This window comes from Azospirillum sp. CT11-132 (assembly GCF_047302835.1).
Classification (GTDB): Bacteria; Pseudomonadota; Alphaproteobacteria; order Azospirillales; family Azospirillaceae; genus Azospirillum.
This window is the reverse complement of record NZ_JBGLZA010000008.1, coordinates 92,501-111,603: the sequence shown is the minus strand read 5'-3', so window position 1 is coordinate 111,603 and position 19,103 is coordinate 92,501. Positions and strand designations below refer to the sequence as shown.

The 19,103-nt window shown below is 67.9% G+C and carries 18 protein-coding genes (1 of these 18 cut by a window edge); 11 read left to right on the top strand and 7 right to left on the bottom strand.

What is annotated here, in order from left to right:
- Positions 1-7: 7 nt before the first annotated feature.
- Genes ACCD06_RS29160 through ACCD06_RS29135 form a run of 6 tightly spaced genes read right to left on the bottom strand, consistent with a single transcriptional unit; the run spans position 8 to position 6,668 of the window.
- Positions 8-700 carry a nitroreductase gene (locus ACCD06_RS29160; RefSeq protein WP_413345445.1) on the bottom strand — a complete coding sequence of 231 codons (693 nt, stop codon included), beginning with the start codon at positions 698-700 and terminating at the stop codon, positions 8-10.
- On the bottom strand, positions 697-2,325 hold the full coding sequence (locus tag ACCD06_RS29155; RefSeq protein ID WP_413345443.1) for an acyl-CoA synthetase: 1,629 nt from the start codon (positions 2,323-2,325) through the stop codon (positions 697-699). Before ACCD06_RS29155 ends, ACCD06_RS29160 begins: the two co-directional genes overlap by 4 nt.
- A gap of 52 nt (positions 2,326-2,377) precedes the next feature.
- Complete coding sequence (locus tag ACCD06_RS29150; protein WP_413345441.1) at positions 2,378-3,580, bottom strand: CaiB/BaiF CoA transferase family protein; 1,203 nt, start codon at positions 3,578-3,580, stop codon at positions 2,378-2,380.
- The gene (locus ACCD06_RS29145; RefSeq protein ID WP_413345439.1) at positions 3,577-4,368 is read right to left on the bottom strand and encodes an SDR family NAD(P)-dependent oxidoreductase; all 792 of its coding nucleotides are present in this window, start codon (positions 4,366-4,368) and stop codon (positions 3,577-3,579) included. The genes ACCD06_RS29150 and ACCD06_RS29145 overlap by 4 nt, the downstream gene beginning before the upstream one ends.
- A complete protein-coding gene (locus ACCD06_RS29140; RefSeq protein WP_413345437.1) occupies positions 4,365-5,546 on the bottom strand; it encodes an acyl-CoA dehydrogenase family protein in 1,182 nt (393 codons plus the stop codon). Before ACCD06_RS29140 ends, ACCD06_RS29145 begins: the two co-directional genes overlap by 4 nt.
- Before the next feature lie 45 nt (positions 5,547-5,591).
- Positions 5,592-6,668: a phosphotransferase family protein gene (locus ACCD06_RS29135; RefSeq protein WP_413345435.1), complete on the bottom strand. Its 1,077-nt coding sequence runs from the start codon at positions 6,666-6,668 to the stop codon at positions 5,592-5,594.
- Between the two features lie 372 nt (positions 6,669-7,040).
- Here ACCD06_RS29135 and ACCD06_RS29130 point away from each other — a divergent pair, with 372 nt between their 5' ends.
- From ACCD06_RS29130 to ACCD06_RS29100, 7 genes are all read left to right on the top strand, one after another.
- Positions 7,041-8,207: an acetyl-CoA acetyltransferase gene (locus ACCD06_RS29130; RefSeq protein WP_413345433.1), complete on the top strand. Its 1,167-nt coding sequence runs from the start codon at positions 7,041-7,043 to the stop codon at positions 8,205-8,207.
- Between the two features lie 64 nt (positions 8,208-8,271).
- Positions 8,272-9,480, top strand: a complete 1,209-nt coding sequence (locus ACCD06_RS29125) for an ABC transporter substrate-binding protein (RefSeq protein WP_136701666.1) — start codon at positions 8,272-8,274, stop codon at positions 9,478-9,480.
- Between the two features lie 52 nt (positions 9,481-9,532).
- A complete protein-coding gene (locus ACCD06_RS29120) occupies positions 9,533-10,699 on the top strand; it encodes an iron-containing alcohol dehydrogenase (RefSeq protein ID WP_413345431.1) in 1,167 nt (388 codons plus the stop codon).
- 61 nt (positions 10,700-10,760) lie between these two features.
- Positions 10,761-11,564 (top strand): ABC transporter ATP-binding protein, encoded by an 804-nt coding sequence (locus tag ACCD06_RS29115; protein ID WP_413345429.1) that lies wholly within the window; start codon positions 10,761-10,763, stop codon positions 11,562-11,564.
- The gene (locus ACCD06_RS29110) at positions 11,557-12,294 is read left to right on the top strand and encodes an ABC transporter ATP-binding protein (RefSeq protein ID WP_136701669.1); all 738 of its coding nucleotides are present in this window, start codon (positions 11,557-11,559) and stop codon (positions 12,292-12,294) included. The genes ACCD06_RS29115 and ACCD06_RS29110 overlap by 8 nt, the downstream gene beginning before the upstream one ends.
- A gap of 18 nt (positions 12,295-12,312) precedes the next feature.
- Positions 12,313-13,200 carry a branched-chain amino acid ABC transporter permease gene (locus ACCD06_RS29105; protein ID WP_413345427.1) on the top strand — a complete coding sequence of 296 codons (888 nt, stop codon included), beginning with the start codon at positions 12,313-12,315 and terminating at the stop codon, positions 13,198-13,200.
- A 45-nt stretch (positions 13,201-13,245) separates the two neighbouring features.
- Positions 13,246-14,169: a branched-chain amino acid ABC transporter permease gene (locus tag ACCD06_RS29100; RefSeq protein ID WP_413346207.1), complete on the top strand. Its 924-nt coding sequence runs from the start codon at positions 13,246-13,248 to the stop codon at positions 14,167-14,169.
- A gap of 39 nt (positions 14,170-14,208) precedes the next feature.
- Here ACCD06_RS29100 and ACCD06_RS29095 read toward each other — a convergent pair whose 3' ends face one another.
- Complete coding sequence (locus ACCD06_RS29095; RefSeq protein ID WP_413345425.1) at positions 14,209-15,723, bottom strand: radical SAM protein; 1,515 nt, start codon at positions 15,721-15,723, stop codon at positions 14,209-14,211.
- 382 nt (positions 15,724-16,105) lie between these two features.
- Between ACCD06_RS29095 and ACCD06_RS29090 the strand changes: the two genes are divergently transcribed.
- The 4 genes from ACCD06_RS29090 to ACCD06_RS29075 all read left to right on the top strand — a co-directional run.
- Complete coding sequence (locus ACCD06_RS29090) at positions 16,106-16,495, top strand: DUF4280 domain-containing protein (protein ID WP_413345423.1); 390 nt, start codon at positions 16,106-16,108, stop codon at positions 16,493-16,495.
- Between the two features lie 582 nt (positions 16,496-17,077).
- Positions 17,078-17,362 (top strand): hypothetical protein, encoded by a 285-nt coding sequence (locus ACCD06_RS29085; RefSeq protein ID WP_413345421.1) that lies wholly within the window; start codon positions 17,078-17,080, stop codon positions 17,360-17,362.
- Between the two features lie 307 nt (positions 17,363-17,669).
- The gene (locus tag ACCD06_RS29080; protein WP_413345419.1) at positions 17,670-18,509 is read left to right on the top strand and encodes a hypothetical protein; all 840 of its coding nucleotides are present in this window, start codon (positions 17,670-17,672) and stop codon (positions 18,507-18,509) included.
- A gap of 47 nt (positions 18,510-18,556) precedes the next feature.
- Positions 18,557-19,103, top strand: the beginning of a protein-coding gene (locus ACCD06_RS29075) for a ferritin-like domain-containing protein (RefSeq protein WP_413345417.1). It continues 575 nt past the right edge of the window; the window shows 547 of its 1,122 coding nt (coding positions 1-547); it begins with the start codon at positions 18,557-18,559; the stop codon falls past the right edge of the window.

The window sequence follows — 19,103 nt, the reverse complement described above, 5'->3', positions numbered from 1 at the left end:
CAGGGGGTCAGAAACCGACGAAGCGCGCGAAGCCGTCCACCGGCTCGCGGTCGGTGTCGAAGCGGTTCTCGGGAGCGGCGGGGTCGGCGTGGCCGAGCGCCATACCGCTGACCAGGATCTCCCCGTCCGGAATGCCGAGGTGGCGGCGGACGATGCGGTGATAATTGCAGAAGGCTTGCTGCGGGCAGGTGTCCAGGCCGATCCCGCGGGCGACGATCATGACGTTCTGCATGAACATGCCGAGGTCGAGCCAGCTCCCCCGTTCCATGGCACGCTCCAGCGTGAAGAACAGCCCGACCGGGGCGCCGAAGAAGTCGTAGTTGCGGCCGTGCTGGCGCGCCATGCGCTCCCGGTCGCCCTTGGCGATTCCAAGGGCACCGTACAGGCCCCAGCCGACCTTGCGGCGACGCCCCAGGTAAGGTTCGCGCCATGTCGCCGGGTAATAGGAATATTCCGGGTCGGGCGGAATCCCGGCGTCATGCAGGACCATAAGTTCCGTCGTCAAGGCCGCTCGTGCGGCCCCGGCAATGGCATGGACCTTCCAGGGCTGGATGTTGGAACCGCTCGGCGCGCGGGCGGCGGCTTCGAGGATGTGCTCGACCAGGGCGCGTGGAACCGGCCGGTCCAGAAAGGCGCGGACGCTCCGCCGGCCGCGCACCGCTTCGGTCGCCGACAGGCTGGAAACCTGCACGGCCGTCATGGGACGGCGCCATGGGCCGCAAACTCCCGCGCTTTCAATTCCCGGCGCAGGATCTTACCGCTGGCGTTCTTCGGCAGCTCGTCGACGAACTCGATGCGGCGCGGGTATTTGTAAGGGGCAGTCAGGCCTTTGACGAAATCCTGGAGTTCCTTGACCAGCTCGGGCGAGCCGGACAGGCCGGCGCGCAGCACGACAAAGGCTTTGACCACCTCGCCGCGCTCCTCGTCCGGACTGGGCACGGCGGCAACCTCCTGCACGGCCGGATGCTCGATCAGGGCGTTCTCGACCTCCAGCGGGCCGATCCGGTAGCCGGCCGAGTTGATCAAATCGTCGTTGCGGCCGAGATAGTGAAAATAGCCGTCGGCATCCAACGTCGCCCGATCGCCGGTGAGGAACCAGGTGCAGTCCGGCCCTTCCAGCCGGCTGTCGGCGGTGCGCTCCGGATCCTTCCAGTAGCCCAGCATCACCTGCGGATTGGGCAGCCGGACCGCGAGCAGGCCGGGCGTGTCGGGCGGCAGCCGGCGGCCCTCCTCATCGATCACCGCGATGTCGGTGCCGGGAGAGGCACGGCCCATCGAGCCCGGACGCGGCTCGTCCGCCGCCATGGTCAGCACCGTCATCAACGTCTCGGTCTGGCCGTAGGCCTCGCGCAGCGGCACGCCGGTCAGCGCGGTCCAGCGCTTGACCACCGCCGGGTTCACCGACTCGCCGGCGGAGATCGCCTGGCGCAGCGCCGAGAGGTCGAAGCCCGAAACATCCTCCTGCACCAGACGGCGGAACTCGGTGGCGGCGGCGCAGAAGACGTTCACCCGGTGGCGCGCCATCCGTTCGAAGCGGGCGCGCGGGTCGAAGGGACCGTCGTGGAAGACCACCGCCGCCCCCCGGCTCCAGGGGCCGAACAGGATGCTGGTGCCGGCCTTGCTCCAGCCGGTGTCGGCGGTGCACCACATCACGTCGCCGCGCTGGAGCCCGTGCCAGTGCTCGGCCGAGACCCGCCAGGCGTAGAGCGCGCGGGCCGCGTGGGTGACGCCCTTGGGATGTCCGGTCGAGCCGGAGGTGTAGAAGAGGATCGCCGGATCCTCGGCCCGAACCACCGCCGGGGTGAAGTCGTCCGAGGCCTCCGCCATCGCCGCCGCCCAGCCGGTCCAGCCGGCCGGCGGGTCGCCCACGGCGACGCGCAGGGCCGGCATATCGGCGATGGCGGCGAATTTCGGCGCCGAGGCCGCGGTCGTCACCACGGCCCGGGCCCCGGAATGGGCGAGACGGTAGGCCACGTCCCGCTCGGTCAACATCTCGATGCAGGGGATCGGCACGGCGCCCAGCTTCAGGCAACCGACCAGAGCGATCTGCCATTGCGGAATGCGTGGCAGCATGACCAGCACCCGGTCGCCCTTGACGATGCCGCGCGCCGCCAGCGCGTTGGCGAAGCGGTTGGTCAGGCGCGCCATGTCGGCGTAGCTGTAGCGCTCCTCCCGGCCGCCGGCGTCCGACCAGAGCAGGGCGGTCAGTGCCGGGTCGGCGGCGTGGCGGTCGACGACATCGGCCCCGAAGTTGAAGGTTTCCGGGACGTCCCAGGCGAAGGGCTCGCCGGGTGAGGCGGTGGTGATGTCGGCGGTGGCGGGCATGCTGTGTCTCCCCCTTGTGCGTTCCTGTGGGTTTGTTGGTTCCGATCCGCGGTCACAGGACCTTGTCCAAGCGCAGCCGTGCGATGTCCTCGCCGTCATAGCCGAGCGTGGCCAGGACTTCATCGGTGTGCTCGCCCAGCAGCGGCGGCGGTGTGCGCAACCGGCCCGGCGTGCCGGAGAATTTGATTGGGAAGCCGAGCTGCGGGATGCGCCCTTCGACCGGGTGGTCCATGTGCAGAAGCATGTTCCGGTGCTTTAGTTGGGGGTGCTCGAACGCCTCGCTCATGCTGTTGACCGGAACGACCGGCAGGTCGGCGGGGCCGAGCAGCTCCATCCACTCGGAGCAGGTCCGACTGGCCATATGGTCGGCGACGCGCGCCATCTGGGCGGCGGCCTCGGCCCCCTCGGGCCATTGCCGGTCCTTCAGATCCTCCAGCCCGGCCAGATCGCAGAAGCGGTGCCAAAAGTTCTCCTCGATGCAGCCGAGCGTGATGCAGCGGCCGTCGGCGCAGCGAAAAACGTTGTAGCAGGGCGCCTGCCCCAGGAAGCGGCGCTCGCCCCCCCGGGGCTCGATGCCGGCGAAGAAGCGGTCGGCGGCATGGTAGGCCAGCCAAGCCACCACCCCATCGGTCATCGAAACGTCGACGAACTGCCCGCGACCGGTGTGCTGCCGGCCGAGCACCGCCGCCAGGATGCCGAAGGCCGCCATCAGCGAGCCACCACCCTGGTCGGCGATCGACAGGCCCGGCACGATGGGATCCTCTCCGGCCTTGCCGAACAGCGGCAGGGCGCCGGCGATCGCCATGTAGTTGAGGTCGTGGCCGGGCGCCTTGGCGAGGGGACCGTCCTGCCCGAAGCCGGAGATCGCGCAATAGACCAGGCGCGGGTTCTCGCGGGCCAGTGTCTCGTAGCCGACGCCCAGCCGGTCCATCACGCCGGGGCGGAAGCCCTCGACCAGCACGTCCGCCTTGGCGGCGAGGCGCTTGAGGATCGCCTTGCCCTCCTCGGTCTTCAGGTTCAGCGTGACGCTCTTCTTGTTGCGGTTCAGCAGCAGGAAGGAGCCGGATTCCGCGACGTTCAGCGGTTCGAAAGCGCGGTTGTAATCGCCGCGTCCGGGCTCCTCGATCTTGACGACCGTGGCCCCGAGATCGGCGAGGAGCTGGGTGCAGAAGGCGCCCGGCAGCAGGCGGGTCAGGTCGAGCACGACCAGCCCGGCCAGCGCATCGGCGAAGGGGGTGTTGGGGGAGGTCGTCATTGCGCGGTCCACCCGCCATCGACCAGAATGCTGTGCCCGGTGACGTAGGCCGAGGCGGCCGACGCCAGGAACACGGCGGCGCCGATCAGCTCGTCCGGTCCGCAGAAGCGGCCCATCGGGGTTTGGCCGAGCAGGCGGCGGGAGAGTTGCTCGTGCTCGCGCATGCCGGCGGTCAGGTCGGTCTCGACGAAGCCGGGGGCGATGCTGTTGACGCGGACGCCGGAGGCCGCCCAGTCGACCGCCAGCGATTTCGTCATCAGCTCCACCCCGCCCTTGGCGGCGCAGTAGGGCAGCGTCTTGCGCAGGCCGACATGGCCGCCGACAGAGCTGATGTTGATGATGCTGCCCGCCTTGCGCTCCACCATCGCGGCGCCGAAATGGCGGCAGCAGTGGAAGACGCCGCCCAGATTGATGTCGATGATCGGCTGCCAGTCCTCGCTGGTCAGCGTTTCCGCCGCCTTGTAGATCGGGTTGATGCCGGCGTTGTTGACCAGGACGTCGGTTCGGCCGTGGCGTTCCAGAACGGCGGCGTGCAGGGCCGCCACCTCCTCCTCGCGCGAGACGTCGGCGGCCTGCCACCAGACCTTGGCGCCTTGCGCCGTCATCGCCTCGGCGGTGGCGGCGAGGACGGCGCTGTTGCGGCCGCTCAGCACCACCTCGGCTCCGAAGCCGGCCAGCCCTTCGGCGATCGAGCGGCCGATGCCGCGCCCGCCGCCGGTGACCACGGCCACCGTCCCGGTCAGGTCGAACAGGCCGGCCATGCGCTGTTGCAGGGTGGGGGCGCTCATCGGGCCTCCTCCCGCGCCAGCTTGCGCGCAATGCTCCAGCGGTGGACCTCGGACGGGCCGTCGTAGATGCGGAAGGGCCGCACCTCGCGGAAGATGCGCTCGACCACAGTGTCGCGGGTGGTGCCGAGTCCGCCGAGGACCTGGAGGCTGCGGTCGACCACGCGCCAGATGGCTTCGGAGCAGATCACTTTGGCGACGCTCGATTCATGGCGCCCCTTGCCGCCCTGGTCGAGCACCCAGGCGGCGTGCGCCACGACCAGCCCGCAAGTATGGAGATCCAGCTCGTTGTCGGCGAGCTGGAAGCCGATCCCCTCATGGTCGATCAGCGCCTTGCCGAAGGCGCGGCGTTCGCGGGCGTAGGCGGTGGCGACGTCGTGGGCGCGGTGCGCGGCCCCCAGCCAGCGCATGCAGTGGGTCAGCCGGGCCGGGGCCAGCCGGACCTGGGCATAGCGGAACCCCTCGCCCTCGCGGCCCAGCACGTCCTCCTCCGGGACGAACAAATCCTGGAAGGACACCACGCAGTGCCCGCCGGGGAAGCTCTGGTCCAGCGTGTCGAGCGTGCGCTCGATCACGATGCCGGGCCGGTCCATGTCGGCGAGGAACATGGTGGCGCGTGGCTCGCCGTCGGGGGAGGCCTCGTCGCGCGCCATGATGATGCAGACACCGGCCCCCTCGGCGCCGCTGATCAGCCATTTGGTGCCGTTGATCACGTAGCCGCCGGTGGTCCGGCGGTAGCTGGTAAGCAGCAGGGACGGGTCGGAGCCGGCCCCCGGATGCGGCTCGGTCATCGCGAAGCAGGAGCGGATCTCGCCGGACGCCATGGGAGCGAGCCAGCGGCGCTTCTGCCGCTCGTCCGCCACCTGCTCCAGCAGGTGCTGGTTGCCCTCGTCTGGGGCGGCGATGTTGAGCGCCAGCGGCCCGAGCAGCCCGTAACCGGCCGCCTCGAACACCACCGCCTTGCCGCGGTGGTCGAGCCCCAGCCCGCCCCACTCCCTGGGCATGTGCGGGGCGAGCAGCCCGGCGTCGCGGGCCAGCGCGTTCAGCTCGCGGCGGAAATCGTCGGTCGGCCCGTGTGGACCCTGGCGCGGGTCGTTCTCCAGCGGGATGAGGACGTCGCGCACGAAGGACCGGGTGCGGTCCCTCAGCGCGATCAGGTCGGGCGGCAGCGAGAAATCCATCGGGGTTCCTGTCCCTGGCAATGAGCGTCGAGGGGAGGGGGCGCTTCAGAAGCCGCGCCCCTGGGCGATGTCGTGGGTAAAATCGAAGAGGCCGCGCGCGATGGCACCGAAGCCGGCGTAGCGCGGGTCGCTGGTGGTGCCGCTGCGGTAGCGGTCGTGGAGCTGCTGGAAGACCACCGCCAGCTTGAACAGGGCGAGCACGCGGTGGAACCGGAACTCCGACAGGTCGCGGCCGGTGCGGGCGGCGTAGCGTTCTGCCGCCTCCCGGCGGCTCGGGAAGCCGAAACCGGCCGTCGGCATCTGCGCCAGATCGTGCATCACCGGCGGGTCGCCGGCCTCCGTCCAGTAGCTGAGCAGGGTGGCGAGATCGAACAGCGGATCGCCGCGCGTGCCCTGGTCCCAGTCGAGGATGGCGACCGGCTCCAGCCGCTCCGGGTCGAGGATCAGGTTGTCCAGCTTGAAGTCGTTGTGCAGCAGGGTCGCCGGACCGGGTCGGACGCGGGTCAGCTGGTCCGCCAGCCACTCCGTCAGCTCGACGGCCGGCGCCGGGGGGCCGTCCGGCCCGGCGGAGAGGTGGGCGCGCTTGCTCCAGCCGGCGACCGCACGGTCGAGGAAGCCGTCCGGCCGCCCGAAGTCACCGAGCCCGACGGCGGCCGGATCGACGGCGTGGATGTCGGCCAGGCAGTCGACCAGCAGCGGTCCCAGCCGCGCCCCCGCATCCGGGTGCTGTTCGAGCAGCGGCGGTGCGGAACCGGCCAGCGTCACGCCCGGCCGGTGCTCCAGCAGGATGAAGGGATGGCCGGCGACCCCGGCATCCTCGCACAGATGCAGGCTTTTCGGCGCCAACGGCAGGGTGCGCCACAGCCGGCTGAGGATGCGGTGCTCCCGTGCCATGTCGTTGGCGCCCGGCGGCAGCGGTCCCGGCGGCGGCGAGCGCAGGACGGCCGGTGTCCCATTGACCGACACCAGGAAATTCAGATTGGCGAGTCCGCCGGTGAACTGGCGGGGTGGGGTTTCGCGGTCGAGCCGCAGCCCGTGCGCCGCGAGATGACCGGCGATCGCCGCCCAGTCCAGCCGGGCGGTGTCCTTGGGAGCGCGGAACATCGAATTCTCAAGCGGCATGGTCGGTCCGGGAAAGGGGCTGGGAAAGGGTGGCGGAATGGCGGGTGGGTCGCCGCACCGGCCAATTTATAGTCCGACTATCGGATCGTATGTGCAAAATCGGACGTCCGTCAATAGGCTCCGACATGGCGCCCGAACCGGAAAATTGCGATATCGCCATCCGCGGCGCAAAGAACGCTGCGGTTGAAAGCGGCGATCGGTGCTTGAAAGGTGATTGACAGCGCCGGTGCGGCGAATCAATAGTTCGATTGTCAGACTATAAATGCGGAACGACGGCGCCCCTGCGGTTGCTGAATGGTCCTTCCGCTCTGGCGCGGCTCCGGAGCCCCGTGGTCCCTGCCACGCCCCTCTCCCCGATACGAAGGTCAGACCATGCTGGGACACATCATCGGTTGGGCACATACCCGCTTCGGCAAGCTGGACGACGAAACCCTTGAATCGCTGGTGGTGCGCGTCGCCGCCGAGGCGATCGCCGACGCCGGGCTGGCACCCGCCGACATCGACGAGATCATCGTCGGCCATTTCAACCAAGGCCTCGACCCGCAGGGCTTTCCCGCCTCGCTCGCCTTGCAGGCGGCCGACGCCCTGCGCTTCAAGCCGGCAACCCGCGTCGAGAACGCCTGCGCCACCGGGTCCGCCGCGATCCGTCAGGCGGCGATGGCCATCGGTGCCGGGCGGGCGCGTTCGGTGCTGGTCGTCGGGGTGGAGAAGATGACCGCGGCGCCGGCCGCGCAGGTGCAGGCGTCACTGGCGTCGGCCAGCTATCTGGCGGAGGAGGACGGCAGCGATCTGTCCTTCGCCGGGATCTTCGGCCGCATCGCCCAGCTCTATTTCCAGCGTTACGGCGACCGGTCGGACGCGCTGGCGCTGATCGCCGCCAAGAACCACCGGAACGGTGCCGCCAACCCGCTCGCCCACATGCGCAAGGATCTCGGCGTCGAGTTCTGCCGGACGGTGTCCGACCGCAATCCGCTGGTCGCCGGGCCGCTGCGCCGGACCGACTGTTCGATGGTGTCCGACGGGGCGGCGGCGCTGGTGCTGGTCCATGGCGACGTCGCGATGGGGGCCGCCAAGTCGGTTGGGCTGCGGGCGCAGGCGCAGGTCAACGATTTCCTGCCGATGGGCCGGCGTGACATGACCCGCTTCGAGGGCTGTTCGGTTGCCTGGCGCAAGGCACTGGAGCAGGCCGGGCTGACGCTCGACGATCTCGATTTCGTTGAGACGCATGACTGCTTCACCATCGCCGAGCTGATCGAATACGAGGCGATGGGGCTGACGCCGCCGGGCGAGGGACACCGCGCCCTGCTGGAGGGCTGGACCGAGGTCGGCGGGCGGCTGCCCGTCAACCCGTCGGGCGGACTCAAGGCCAAGGGACACCCGATCGGCGCGACCGGCGTGTCGATGCATGTGATGACCGCCATGCAACTTATGGGCACGGCCAGCGGTGTCCAGATTCCGGGGGCGACCAAGGGCGGCATCTTCAACATGGGCGGTGCCGCGGTCGCCAACTACGTCAGCGTGCTTGAGCGCGTGCGCTGAGACGGCAAAGCCGGTCGAACGGCTGAAGACGACTTTGAAAAACAACATTCTGGGAGGACACGAAATGCGCATTGCGTTCATCGCCGCCTTGGCGGCCGGCATTGCTGCGGGCGGGCCGGCGGCGGCACAGATCTCCGACGGCACCGTCAAGATCGGCGTGCTGAACGACCGCTCGGGGCTCTACGCCGATCTCGGCGGCGAGGGCTCGGTCGTCGCCGCGAAAATGGCGGTGGAGGAGTTCGGCGGCAAGGTCGCCGGCAAGCCGGTCGTCCTCGTCAGCGCCGACCACCAGAACAAGCCCGACGTCGGGTCGGCCATCGCCCGGGAATGGATCGACCGCGACGGGGTGGACGCCATTGTCGACGTGCCGCACTCCGCCACCGCGCTCGGCGTGCTGAGCGTGACCCGCGAGAAGAACCGGATGCTGATGCTGTCGGGTCCGGCCTCGACCGATTTCACCGGCAAGTCCTGCGCGCCGACGACGATCCACTGGACCTATGACAGCTACGCCATGGCCAACAGCACCGTGCGCGGGCTGGTCAAGCAGGGCGCCGACACCTGGTTCTTCCTGACCGGCGACAACGCCGGCAGCCATTCGCAGGAGCGCGACGGCATCGCCTTCGTCGAGAAGGCCGGCGGCAAGGTTCTGGGAACCGTGCGCCATCCGCTGAACACCCTCGATTTCTCGTCCTATCTGCTTCAGGCGCAGGCGTCCAGGAGCAAGATCATCGGGCTGGCGAACGCCGGCGGCGACACGGTGAACGCGATCAAGCAGGCCGCCGAGTTCGGCATCGTCCAGAGCGGGCAGAGGCTGGTCGGGTTGCTGATCTTCATCACCGACGTCCATTCGATCGGCCTGAAGGACGCGCAGGGGCTGGTGTTCACCGAGTCCTTCTATTGGGACCAGGACGAGAAGACCCGCGCCTGGTCGCGCAAGTTCATGGAGCGGTTCGGCGGCCGTGCGCCGACGGCGGCGCAGGCCGGCGTCTACGGTGCGGTGCTGCATTATCTGAAAGCGGTCGAGAAGGCCGGGACCGACGACTCCCTGACCGTGTCGAAGACGATGAAGGAGATCCCGGTCAACGACATGTTCAGCGACAATTTCAAGATTCGGGCCGATGGGCGCGTCGTCCGTGACATGTACCTGTTCCAGGTCAAGAGCCCGGCGGAATCCAAAGGCGCCTGGGACTATTACAAGATCCTGGGCCGTGTGCCTGGCGACGAGGCTTACCGCCCGATGTCGGAAGGTGGCTGCCCGCTGGTCGGGCAGTAACCGGGCGGTAACGCCGGCCGGCGCGAGGGGACCAGCAAACGGGGGAACGGCGATGCAGGTAGGAGTCTATGAGTTCCTGGCGCAGGATCGGGTCATCTACGGCCGGCCGGCGGCCGAGGCCGTTGCGGCCACCGTTGCGACGCTGGGCAAGCGGCGCCCGCTGATCGTGGCGAGCCGGACGCTGAGCCGTTCCACCGATGTCGTCGCCGCCATCCGTGCGGCGCTGGGCGACGCCTGCGCCGGGGTCTTCGACGGCTGCGTCGAGCATGTGCCGCGCGCCTCCGTCCTCGCTTTGGCCGGGGAGGTGCGGCGGCTCCAACCGGACCTGATCGTCACCGTCGGCGGCGGAACGCCGATAGACACGGTGAAGGTGGCGCTGGTGGCGCTGGCCGAGGGGATCACCGATGCGGCCGGCTTCGACACCGTCCGCATCCGGGTCGCTGAGGACGGAAGCCGCATCGTCCCGGTGGTGAAGGACCCGCCGCTGCGCCAGATCATCGTGCCGACCACCCTGTCGGGGGCCGAATTCTCCAACCTGGGCGGCGCCACCGACCCGGAGCGCCGGGTCAAGGATCTCTACACCGGGCGGCACATCGGTGGGCAGGTGGTCATCCTCGATCCCGCCGTGACGGTCCACACGCCGGAGCGGCTGTGGCTGTCCACCGGCATCCGCGCCGTCGACCATGCGGTGGAAACGGTCTGCTCGCGCCGGCCGCAGGCCTTCACCGACGCGACGTGCTTGCACGGGCTGACCATGCTGGCGCGCGCGCTGCGGGCCAACCGGGAGCGGCCGGACGATCTCGACGCCCGGCTGGAGAGCCAGCTCGGTGTCTGGCTGGCCACGACCGGGCTCGGCCGGGTGGAGTGGGGGGCCAGCCACGGCATCGGCCACCAGCTTGGCGCTGTCGCCGGCGTGCCGCACGGCCATTGCTCCTGCGTGATGTTGCCCAGCGTGCTGCGCTGGAACCATGCTGTGAACGCTGACCGCCAAGCGCTGGTGGCCCGCGCGCTGGGATGGGGGGACGGCGACGCCGCAGCGGCGGTCGCCGATCTGGTGCACGATCTCGGCCAGCCGGGCAGCCTGCGGTCGGTCGGGGTGACGCGCGACCATTTCGCAGCCATCGCGGCGGGGGCCATGCAAAACATGATGGTGCGCAGCAACCCGCGTCCGATCACCGGGGAGGATGATGTCCGGGAGATCCTCGAATTGGCATGGTGAACGCCGCAAATGTGAAACAGGGCGTGTTCGGGGCTCATCGACGCGGGGGCTCTCAACAAAAATGTTCGCACAACAAAAAGTTGAACTCAATGGCGCGAGTGGAGGAAATGCGGTGTCAGACATCATCCTGGAAGCGCGCACCCTGACGAAGGAGTTCAAGGGGTTCGTGGCGGTTCGGGGTGTGAACCTTCAGGTTCGCCGCGGCACCATCCACGCGCTGATCGGCCCGAACGGCGCCGGCAAGAGCACGGTGTTCAACCTGCTGACCAAGTTCCTCACCCCCACGCGCGGCCAGATCCTCTACAAGGGCCGCGACATCACCCGCACCAAGCCGGCCGACATCGCGCTGATGGGGCTGGTCCGCTCCTTCCAGATCTCGGCCGTCTTCCCGCACCTCAGCGTGCTGGAGAATGTCCGCGTCGCCTTGCAGAGGCCGCTCGGCACCAGTTTCCATTTCTGGAAGTCGGAGTCGTCGCTCTACGACCTGCATGACCGGGCGCTGGAGCTGATCGAGGCGGTGAACCTCACCCCCTGGGCCGGCCACACCGCCGCCGAGCTGCCCTATGGCCGCAAGCGCGCCCTGGAGATCGCCACCACGCTCGCGCTCGACCCGGAGGTGATGCTGCTCGACGAGCCGCTGGCCGGCATGGGCCATGAGGACATCGAGGGCACGGCGGCTCTCATCAAGCGGGTCGCCGCCGACCGCACCGTGCTGATGGTGGAGCACAATTTGTCGGTCGTCGCCCACCTGTCGGACACCATCACCGTTCTGCGCCGCGGCGAGATCCTGGCGGAGGGACCCTACGAGGTCGTCTCCAAGAACCCGCAGGTGATGGAAGCTTATATGGGGACCGGACATGCCTGACGGGATGCACACCAAGACCGCCCACACCGGAACGGCGATGCTGGAGATCGCCGACCTGCACGGCTACTACGGCGAAAGCCATGTGCTGCACGGCGTCAGCCTGGAGGTGCGCCAGGGCGAGGTGGTGACGCTGCTGGGCCGCAACGGCGCCGGCAAGACCTCGACCATGCGCGCCATCATGGGGATCATGGGCAAGCGCACCGGCTCGATCCGCTTCCAGGGCACCGAGCTGATCGGCATGGCCCAGCACAGGATTCCGCGCCTTGGCATCGGCTATGTGCCGGAGGAGCGCGGCATCTTCTCAAGCCTCAGCGTGGACGAGAACCTGACGCTGCCGCCGGTGGTGAAGGACGGCGGGATGACGGTGCCGCAGATCCACGACCTGTTCCCCAACCTGAAGGGCCGCGGCTCGACGCAGGGCACGCGGCTGTCGGGCGGCGAGCAGCAGATGCTGGCGATCGCCCGCATCCTGCGCACCGGCGCCACCCTGATCCTGCTGGACGAGCCGACCGAGGGTCTGGCCCCGGTCATCATCGAGCAGATCGGCGTCGCGGTGCGGGCGCTCAAGGCCCGCGGCTTCACCATCGTGCTGGTGGAGCAGAACTTCCGCTTCGCCGCCACCATCGCCGACCGCCATTACGTGATGGAGGAGGGGCATGTGGTGGACATGATCCCCAACGACCAGCTCGACGCCAACATGGACAAGCTCCACACCTATCTCGGCGTGTGAGCGGGAGAGAGACGCCCGATGTCCCAACTGCTCGGCATTCCGCCGCAAGCCCTGTTCGGCCAGCTTCTGCTCGGCCTGATCAACGGCTCCTTCTATGCGCTGCTCAGCCTGGGGCTGGCGGTGATCTTCGGCATGCTCAACGTCGTCAACATGGCGCATGGTGCCTTGTACATGGTCGGCGCCTTCGTGGCGTGGCTGCTGCTGACCTATGCCGGCATCGGCTATTGGGGGGCGCTGGTGCTGGCGCCGCTGGTGGTCGGCGCCGTCGGGCTGGTGCTGGAGCGCACCATGCTGCGCCGGCTCTACAAGGTCGACCATCTCTATGGCCTGCTGCTGACCTTCGGTCTGGCGCTGATCTTCGAGGGCGCCTTCCGCCACCAGTATGGCGTGTCGGGCCAGCCCTATCCCATTCCCGACCTGCTGAAGGGCGGCACCAACCTGGGCTTCATGTATCTGCCGACCTACCGCGGCTGGGTGGTGGCGGCGTCGCTTCTGGTGTGCCTTGGCACCTGGTTCGCCATCGAGCGGACCAAGTTGGGCGCCTATCTGCGGGCGGCGACCGAGAACCCGACGCTGGTGCAGGCCTTCGGCATCAACGTGCCGGTGATGGTGTCGCTGACCTACGGCTTCGGCGTGGCGCTGGCCGGTCTGGCCGGGGTGCTGGCGGCGCCGATCTATCAGGTGTCGCCGCTGATGGGGTCGAACCTGATCATCGTGGTGTTCGCAGTGGTGGTGATCGGCGGCATGGGGTCGATCCTCGGCGCCATCGTCACCGGCCTCGGGCTGGGGCTGCTGGAAGGGCTGACCAAGGTCTTCTATCCCGAAGCGTCCAACATCGTGGTGTTCGTCATTATGGCCGTGGTGCTGATGGTGAAGCCGGCCGGCCTGTTCGGACGGGAGAGATAAGCCATGACCATGCAAACCCGCGACACACTGCACGAAGGCCTTGTCATGTCCGGCGGCTCGCCGAAGATCCTGCTGACCGGAGCCGGGCTGCTGCTGGCGGTCCTGGCGCCCTATGCCCTGTATCCCGTCTTTCTGATGAAGGTGCTGTGCTTCGCGCTGTTCGCCTGCGCCTTCAACCTGTTGATCGGCTTCGCCGGTTTGCTCAGCTTCGGCCATGCCGCCTTCTTCGGCGGGGCGGCCTACATCGCCGCGCATGTGGTGAAGGAATGGGGCTGGGCGCCTGAGGCAGGCCTGCTCGCCGCCACCGCGGTCGCCGGGCTGATGGGGCTGGTCTTCGGGTTGATCGCCATCCGCCGGCAGGGCATCTATTTCGCCATGATCACGCTGGCGCTGTCGCAGATGGTGTTCTTCCTGGCGCTGCAGCTGCCCTTCACCCATGGCGAGGACGGCATCCAGGGCGTGCCGCGCGGCCTGTTGTTCGGGCTGTTCGACCTCAGCCAGCCGCTGACCATGTACTACGCCGTGCTGGCGATCTTCGTCGCCGGCTTCGCCCTGATCTGGCGCACGGTGCATTCGCCCTTCGGCCAGGTGCTGAAGGCGATCCGCGAGAACGAGCCGCGCGCGGTGTCGCTCGGCTACCGCACCGACCGCTACAAGCTGGTGGCCTTCGTGCTGTCGGCCTCGCTGGCCGGGCTGGCCGGCGGGACCAAGGCGCTGGTGTTCCAGCTCGCCAGCCTGACCGACGTGACGTGGCAGATGTCGGGCGAGGTGGTGCTGATGACGCTGTTGGGCGGCATGGGCATGCTGTTCGGGCCGGTGGTCGGTGCCGGGCTGGTGGTGACGCTGGAAAGCTACCTCGCCTCCACCAGCCTGCCGGTGCCGGTGGTGATCGGCTGCATCTTCGTCGTCTGCGTCCTGCTCTTCCGCCGCGGAATCGTCGGCGAACTGATGGCACGGGTACGGAAATGACCCGCTCGGCCGTGGCAACGCCCGGTCCCGGAGGCGCGATCACCCGGCGGCGGTGCTCCCGGCGGTGGCGCCGAGCATGTGCCGGATCTGTGCATAGCGACCCAGCGCTCCCATCACCTCCATCTGGGCGTCGGGTCTGAAGCGGGCGGCGGTCATGGCGTCGAGGATCATCTGCTTTTCGGCGGGGCCGAAGCCGGACAACCGCTTCAGCACGCTGCGCAGCAGCGGCGACAGCGGGATCGGTTGCGGTGCCTGCGCGGGACGGTTTGCTCCGCCGTAAGCGTCCAGGAATTTTGCGATCCGGCGGCCGTAGGCGGCCGGGCTGTAGATGTCGGCGCACAGCCGCGCCAGCCCGTCGAGCAGGTCGCGCCGGCTCATCCGCGCCGGGTGGATGTTGGTGGTGAAGGGGTTGGCCGCACTCTGCGCGTCGTCGCCGGCCAGCCGCCCCTCGGCGGCGAGACGATCGTGGAGTGGGGTGCCCGGCGGCGCCACCAGCGCGCCCACCGACAGCACCGGCACCGGGCAATCCTCGATGAAGCCGGCCAGCCGGTCGAAGATGTCGGGCCCGTCGGCGTCGAAGCCGACGATGATGCCGCCGGACACCGCGATGCCGTGCGACAGGATGGTGGCCAGCGCGTCAGAGGTCGACTGGTAGAGGTTCTGCAGCTTGCCGGACTGGCGCAGGCTGTCCTCGTTGATCGTCTCGATGCCGATGAAGACGTTGTCCAGCCCAGCCGCCTTGCAGGCCGCCATCAGATCGGCGTCGCGGGCGAGGTCGATCGACACCTGGGTCATGAAGCGCATCGGCGCATCGGCATGCGCCTCGTTCCACCGCCGCAATGCCGTCAGCATGTCGTGCGCACGGCTGCGGTAGACGGTGAAGTTGTCGTCGGCCAGGAAGACGCTGCGGTAGCCGTGGCGGTGCAGGACGTCCAGCTCGGCGATCACCTGATCGGGATCCTTGTGGCGCTGCTTGCGGCCGAGATATTGGATCACGTCGCAGAAATCGCACTGGAAGGGACAGCCGCGGGAGGTCTGGATCGCCCCCATGTTGGCGCTCTTGTTGGGATAGAGGTCCCAGCGCGGCAGCGGAGAGCGCCGAAGGTCCGGCCGCGTCCCTTCGTAGCGGTCGCGCGGCCGGCCGGCGGCCAGATCGGCGAACAGATCCGCCGCGATGTCCTCGATCTCGCCGGTGACCAGCACGTCGGCGTGGGGGCGCACATCCTCCGGGCTGAGCGAGGCGTAGGAGCCGCCGATCACCACCCGCCGCCCCATCGCGCGGTAGCGGTCGGCCAGCTGCAGCATGCGGTTGCGCTGGGACGACTTGCCGGTGATCGCGACGATGTCGGCGTCCTCGGTGGCGGGGCGGTCCGGCAGCGGCGTGATCGCCTCGTCGGTCAGGCGGATGTCCCAGTCCGGCGGCACGAAGGCGGCCAGGGTCGTGGTCGACAGGTCTGCCACCGAGCTGCGCCCGCCAAGTCCCCAGGCCGCGAAGAAATCGGCCGTGTGGTAGCTGGGGAAATCCGCCGCCGGGTTGATGATGTGAATGCGCACCAGCGCCCGCTCCTGTCCGGCCTGAACCTGCTTCGTCCGTTGGATAAGGAGCTGAACAATCACCGGCAGGCAAGGCTTTGCTGTGCTGCCCGATTTGTCCGGAGCCCGCGGATGCACCGTATTGGGGCCGACGGCGGGGCCGCGTGGAGCATGTTGACTCCCGCGCATCGGCAGGCTTATTCAAATCCGTAAGGAATTCGGCATGGATTGTTATCGATGGCCGCAACAGGGGCGGTGTCGATCCCAAGAAACGATCCGATGCGGAAAAGGCTGCGGGATTTGAGTGAAGACCATGGGCATTCTGGCAAATCGCAATATGCCCCGGTATGATTTGAGTCGATGCAGTCATGCCGACAGCGGTGATTTGGAAGGATAAGCACGCATGCCGATGCAGGTGGTGAACGGCGCGACGCTTCAATGCAGCTTCGGGATGGCCCCGTCGACTTTCGTGGTGCTTCCCGTCCATGGCGTCATGGACGGCAACCAGCCGGCGGCGAACATCACGGACCACAAGCCGATGGTCAACATCACGCCGTTCGGTATGTGCACCAGCCTTGCCAACCCTACGGTGGCTTCGGCGACGGCGGCGGCGATGGGCGTGCTGACGCCGATGCCCTGCATTCCCGCCACCCTGACGCCCTGGGTGCCGGGCGCGCCGACGGTGATGCTGGACCATATGCCGGCGCTGGACAATGTGTCGAAGTGCATGTGCAACTGGGGCGGCGTGGTGTCGGTGATCAATCCGGGGCAGACGACGACCGTCATTCCTTGAAACGGACGGCCGTGATGCGGATGGCCTGAGACGGACGGTGTCGGTCTTCGCCGCACCGGTACAGCCGCGTCACCATCCGCGCCACAGCCTGGGAACCGGCTTCGCAAGCTCGGATTTTGGGCATCCTGAACGGATCAGTGGCGTCGATGGTCGGATTCCGACCGTGAACCAAGACATATGTGAAGAGCAGGGGTGTGACGGCAATTGCGGTGATGCATTGCCGCTGCGCTCTGTCGCATCACCTATGCTCGCCGGTGTCCTCGCAGGAGGTTGGCAACCGGCTGAGCAAACATGGGCATCTGAGTGTGTATCTCTGAACATATTCAATTTTACGTGCTCATTGATATCCAACAATACCCATCGCATGTATTTATGTTTTCACTAATCCATTTTTGTGATATGGAAGATGATGAAAATGGAGCAGGCACGCTGAAGCAGCAGCCGGACATATCCGGCCGTAAAGCAATGTATATCCGTGTAAATTTTGCGTGATGGGGGCGGGTAAGCCGATCCATAGGCGCCCGCATGTCTTCAAAAATCAGATTTCATCCAGTGTTATCATGACGAAGCGGGGGAAGCGCGATGGCATATTTGACTGGGCCGCGGCTGAATTTCACCGGCAAGTTCATCGCCGACGTTTCGACCGTCAACAACTTTCCGTCCAACTATGACGGGACGAACTATACGGCGGCCGATTATGCGAACTGGGACATCGGCTATTGGAATCCCTACGGCACCGGTGTCTGGCGTCTGACCGACTGCGCGGTGACCGGTGCCGTGAGCGGCGACGGCACCCGCTATCCGCCGCTGCCCGACTTCACCATGGGCCTGATCACCGGCAGCATCGGCGTCGCCCGCGCGGACTAGCCGCGCTTCTTCACGCTGGGCCGCAAGCTGCAGCCGAGCCAGAAGCAGAGCCAGTCGGCCCCGACCCTGTTCTATTACGCCACCGCGGTGGTGGACGAGGCGCGCAAGGCGCTGGCCATCGACCTCGGCAACTCCATCCCGTTCAAGGAATGGCGCGGCGACATCGTCGGCGAGACGCTGCAGGTCGGCTATCTCGATGCGGTGCAGGGCTTCCAGCCGCTGGGCGAGGTGACCCCCGACAACGGCTGGTACCGGCGCACCGCCGGCATCGCCGACATCGCACTGGTCGATGCGCAGCTGTCGGCCGTTGCGACAAGCCCGCTGGCCGTGCGCAAGGCTGGCGCCGACACGCTGCTGGGGCAGGAGCCGGCCGACGAAGGCCCTGCGCGCCGACGAGTTCGTCTTCCGCATGGCTCCCGGCGACAGCGCCGAGACCACGGTGTGGGCGACCGTCTTCGGCAAGCCGCTGGCCGATGCCGAGGTCGCGCTGGCCTTCGACAACAGCTCGCTCGGCGGCGAGGGCGACCCGCCGGTCGGCGTTCCCGCCGGCGCGCTGGGCTTCCCGCCGTCGATCCGGACCGATGCCGCCGGTAAGGCCGCCGTCACATTCTCCGCCGCTGATCCGGGTCAGCCGCGCGCGGTGGACGACATCGACGGGCAGGTCTATGGCGTGCGGCCGACGCTGAGCGACGTCGGCGCGGACACCTACAGCAACCCCTGGGACTTCATCAGTTTCCTGGTGTGGAGCGGCTACGAGATCCCCGAGGAGCCGAGCTGGGAAGCCGACATCAAGCCGATCCTGGCGCAATACGCCGCGCTCTATCCGGTGATGCTGCCGGTGCTGAACATGGGCGACTATGACAGCGTGCGCAAACACCTGTATTCGCTGCAAACCGCCCTGTCGCTTCCGGAAGAGAACCCGAACTACATGCCGGCGGTGCGCGACCTGTCGCCGAACAAGAAGGCCGCGATCCTGAAATGGGCCGCCAATCCGGTGCGCGGCACCGCGGCGGCGAAGCCATCTTCTGCCGGGCCGGTCGCCGAGCCGCCGGCCGCACCCGCGACGGAGTCGATGATGTGGGCCGCCGTCCAGGCGCCGCCGGCCGAGGACACCGCGCCGCACCCTGCCACATATTTGAAGAAATAACGGGCCGAGCCCCCGCCCCAACCATCCGATTGGTGGAGAGAACCCACATGACGACCCAAACCATGGCGGCGACCCGCTCGGTCCCGACCGCCGGCGCCAAGGCCACCGACCTGCCCAAGCGAGGCCCCTCGCTCGTCGTCCAGGCCAAGACGCCGCGGACGCTGGACGAGGTGCGCGCCAACCTCCAGCTCGCGGTGGAGCTGGAGCACGCGACGCTGCCGGCCTATCTCCAGGCCGCCTATTCGCTGGACGATGCGAAGAACGGCGTGATCGCCGGGATGATCATCGACATCGCCATGCAGGAGATGGAGCATTTCTGCCAGGCCGCCAACATCCTGGTGGCCATCGGCGGCCGTCCGGCCATCGACAATCCGGCCTTCGTGCCCTCCTATCCCGGTGGCCTGCCGAAGCACATCGGCACCCAGCCCGGCCAGCCGGAGTTCATCGTGCATCTGCGCGGCTTCTCGCTGGATCAGGTCGAAAACTGCTTCATGGTGATCGAGGAACCGGCCGACTCCATCGACATCCTGGAGTCGGCGCCCAGACTGGCGGCATCCGACATCAAGGACAATTACCGGACCATTGGCGAATTCT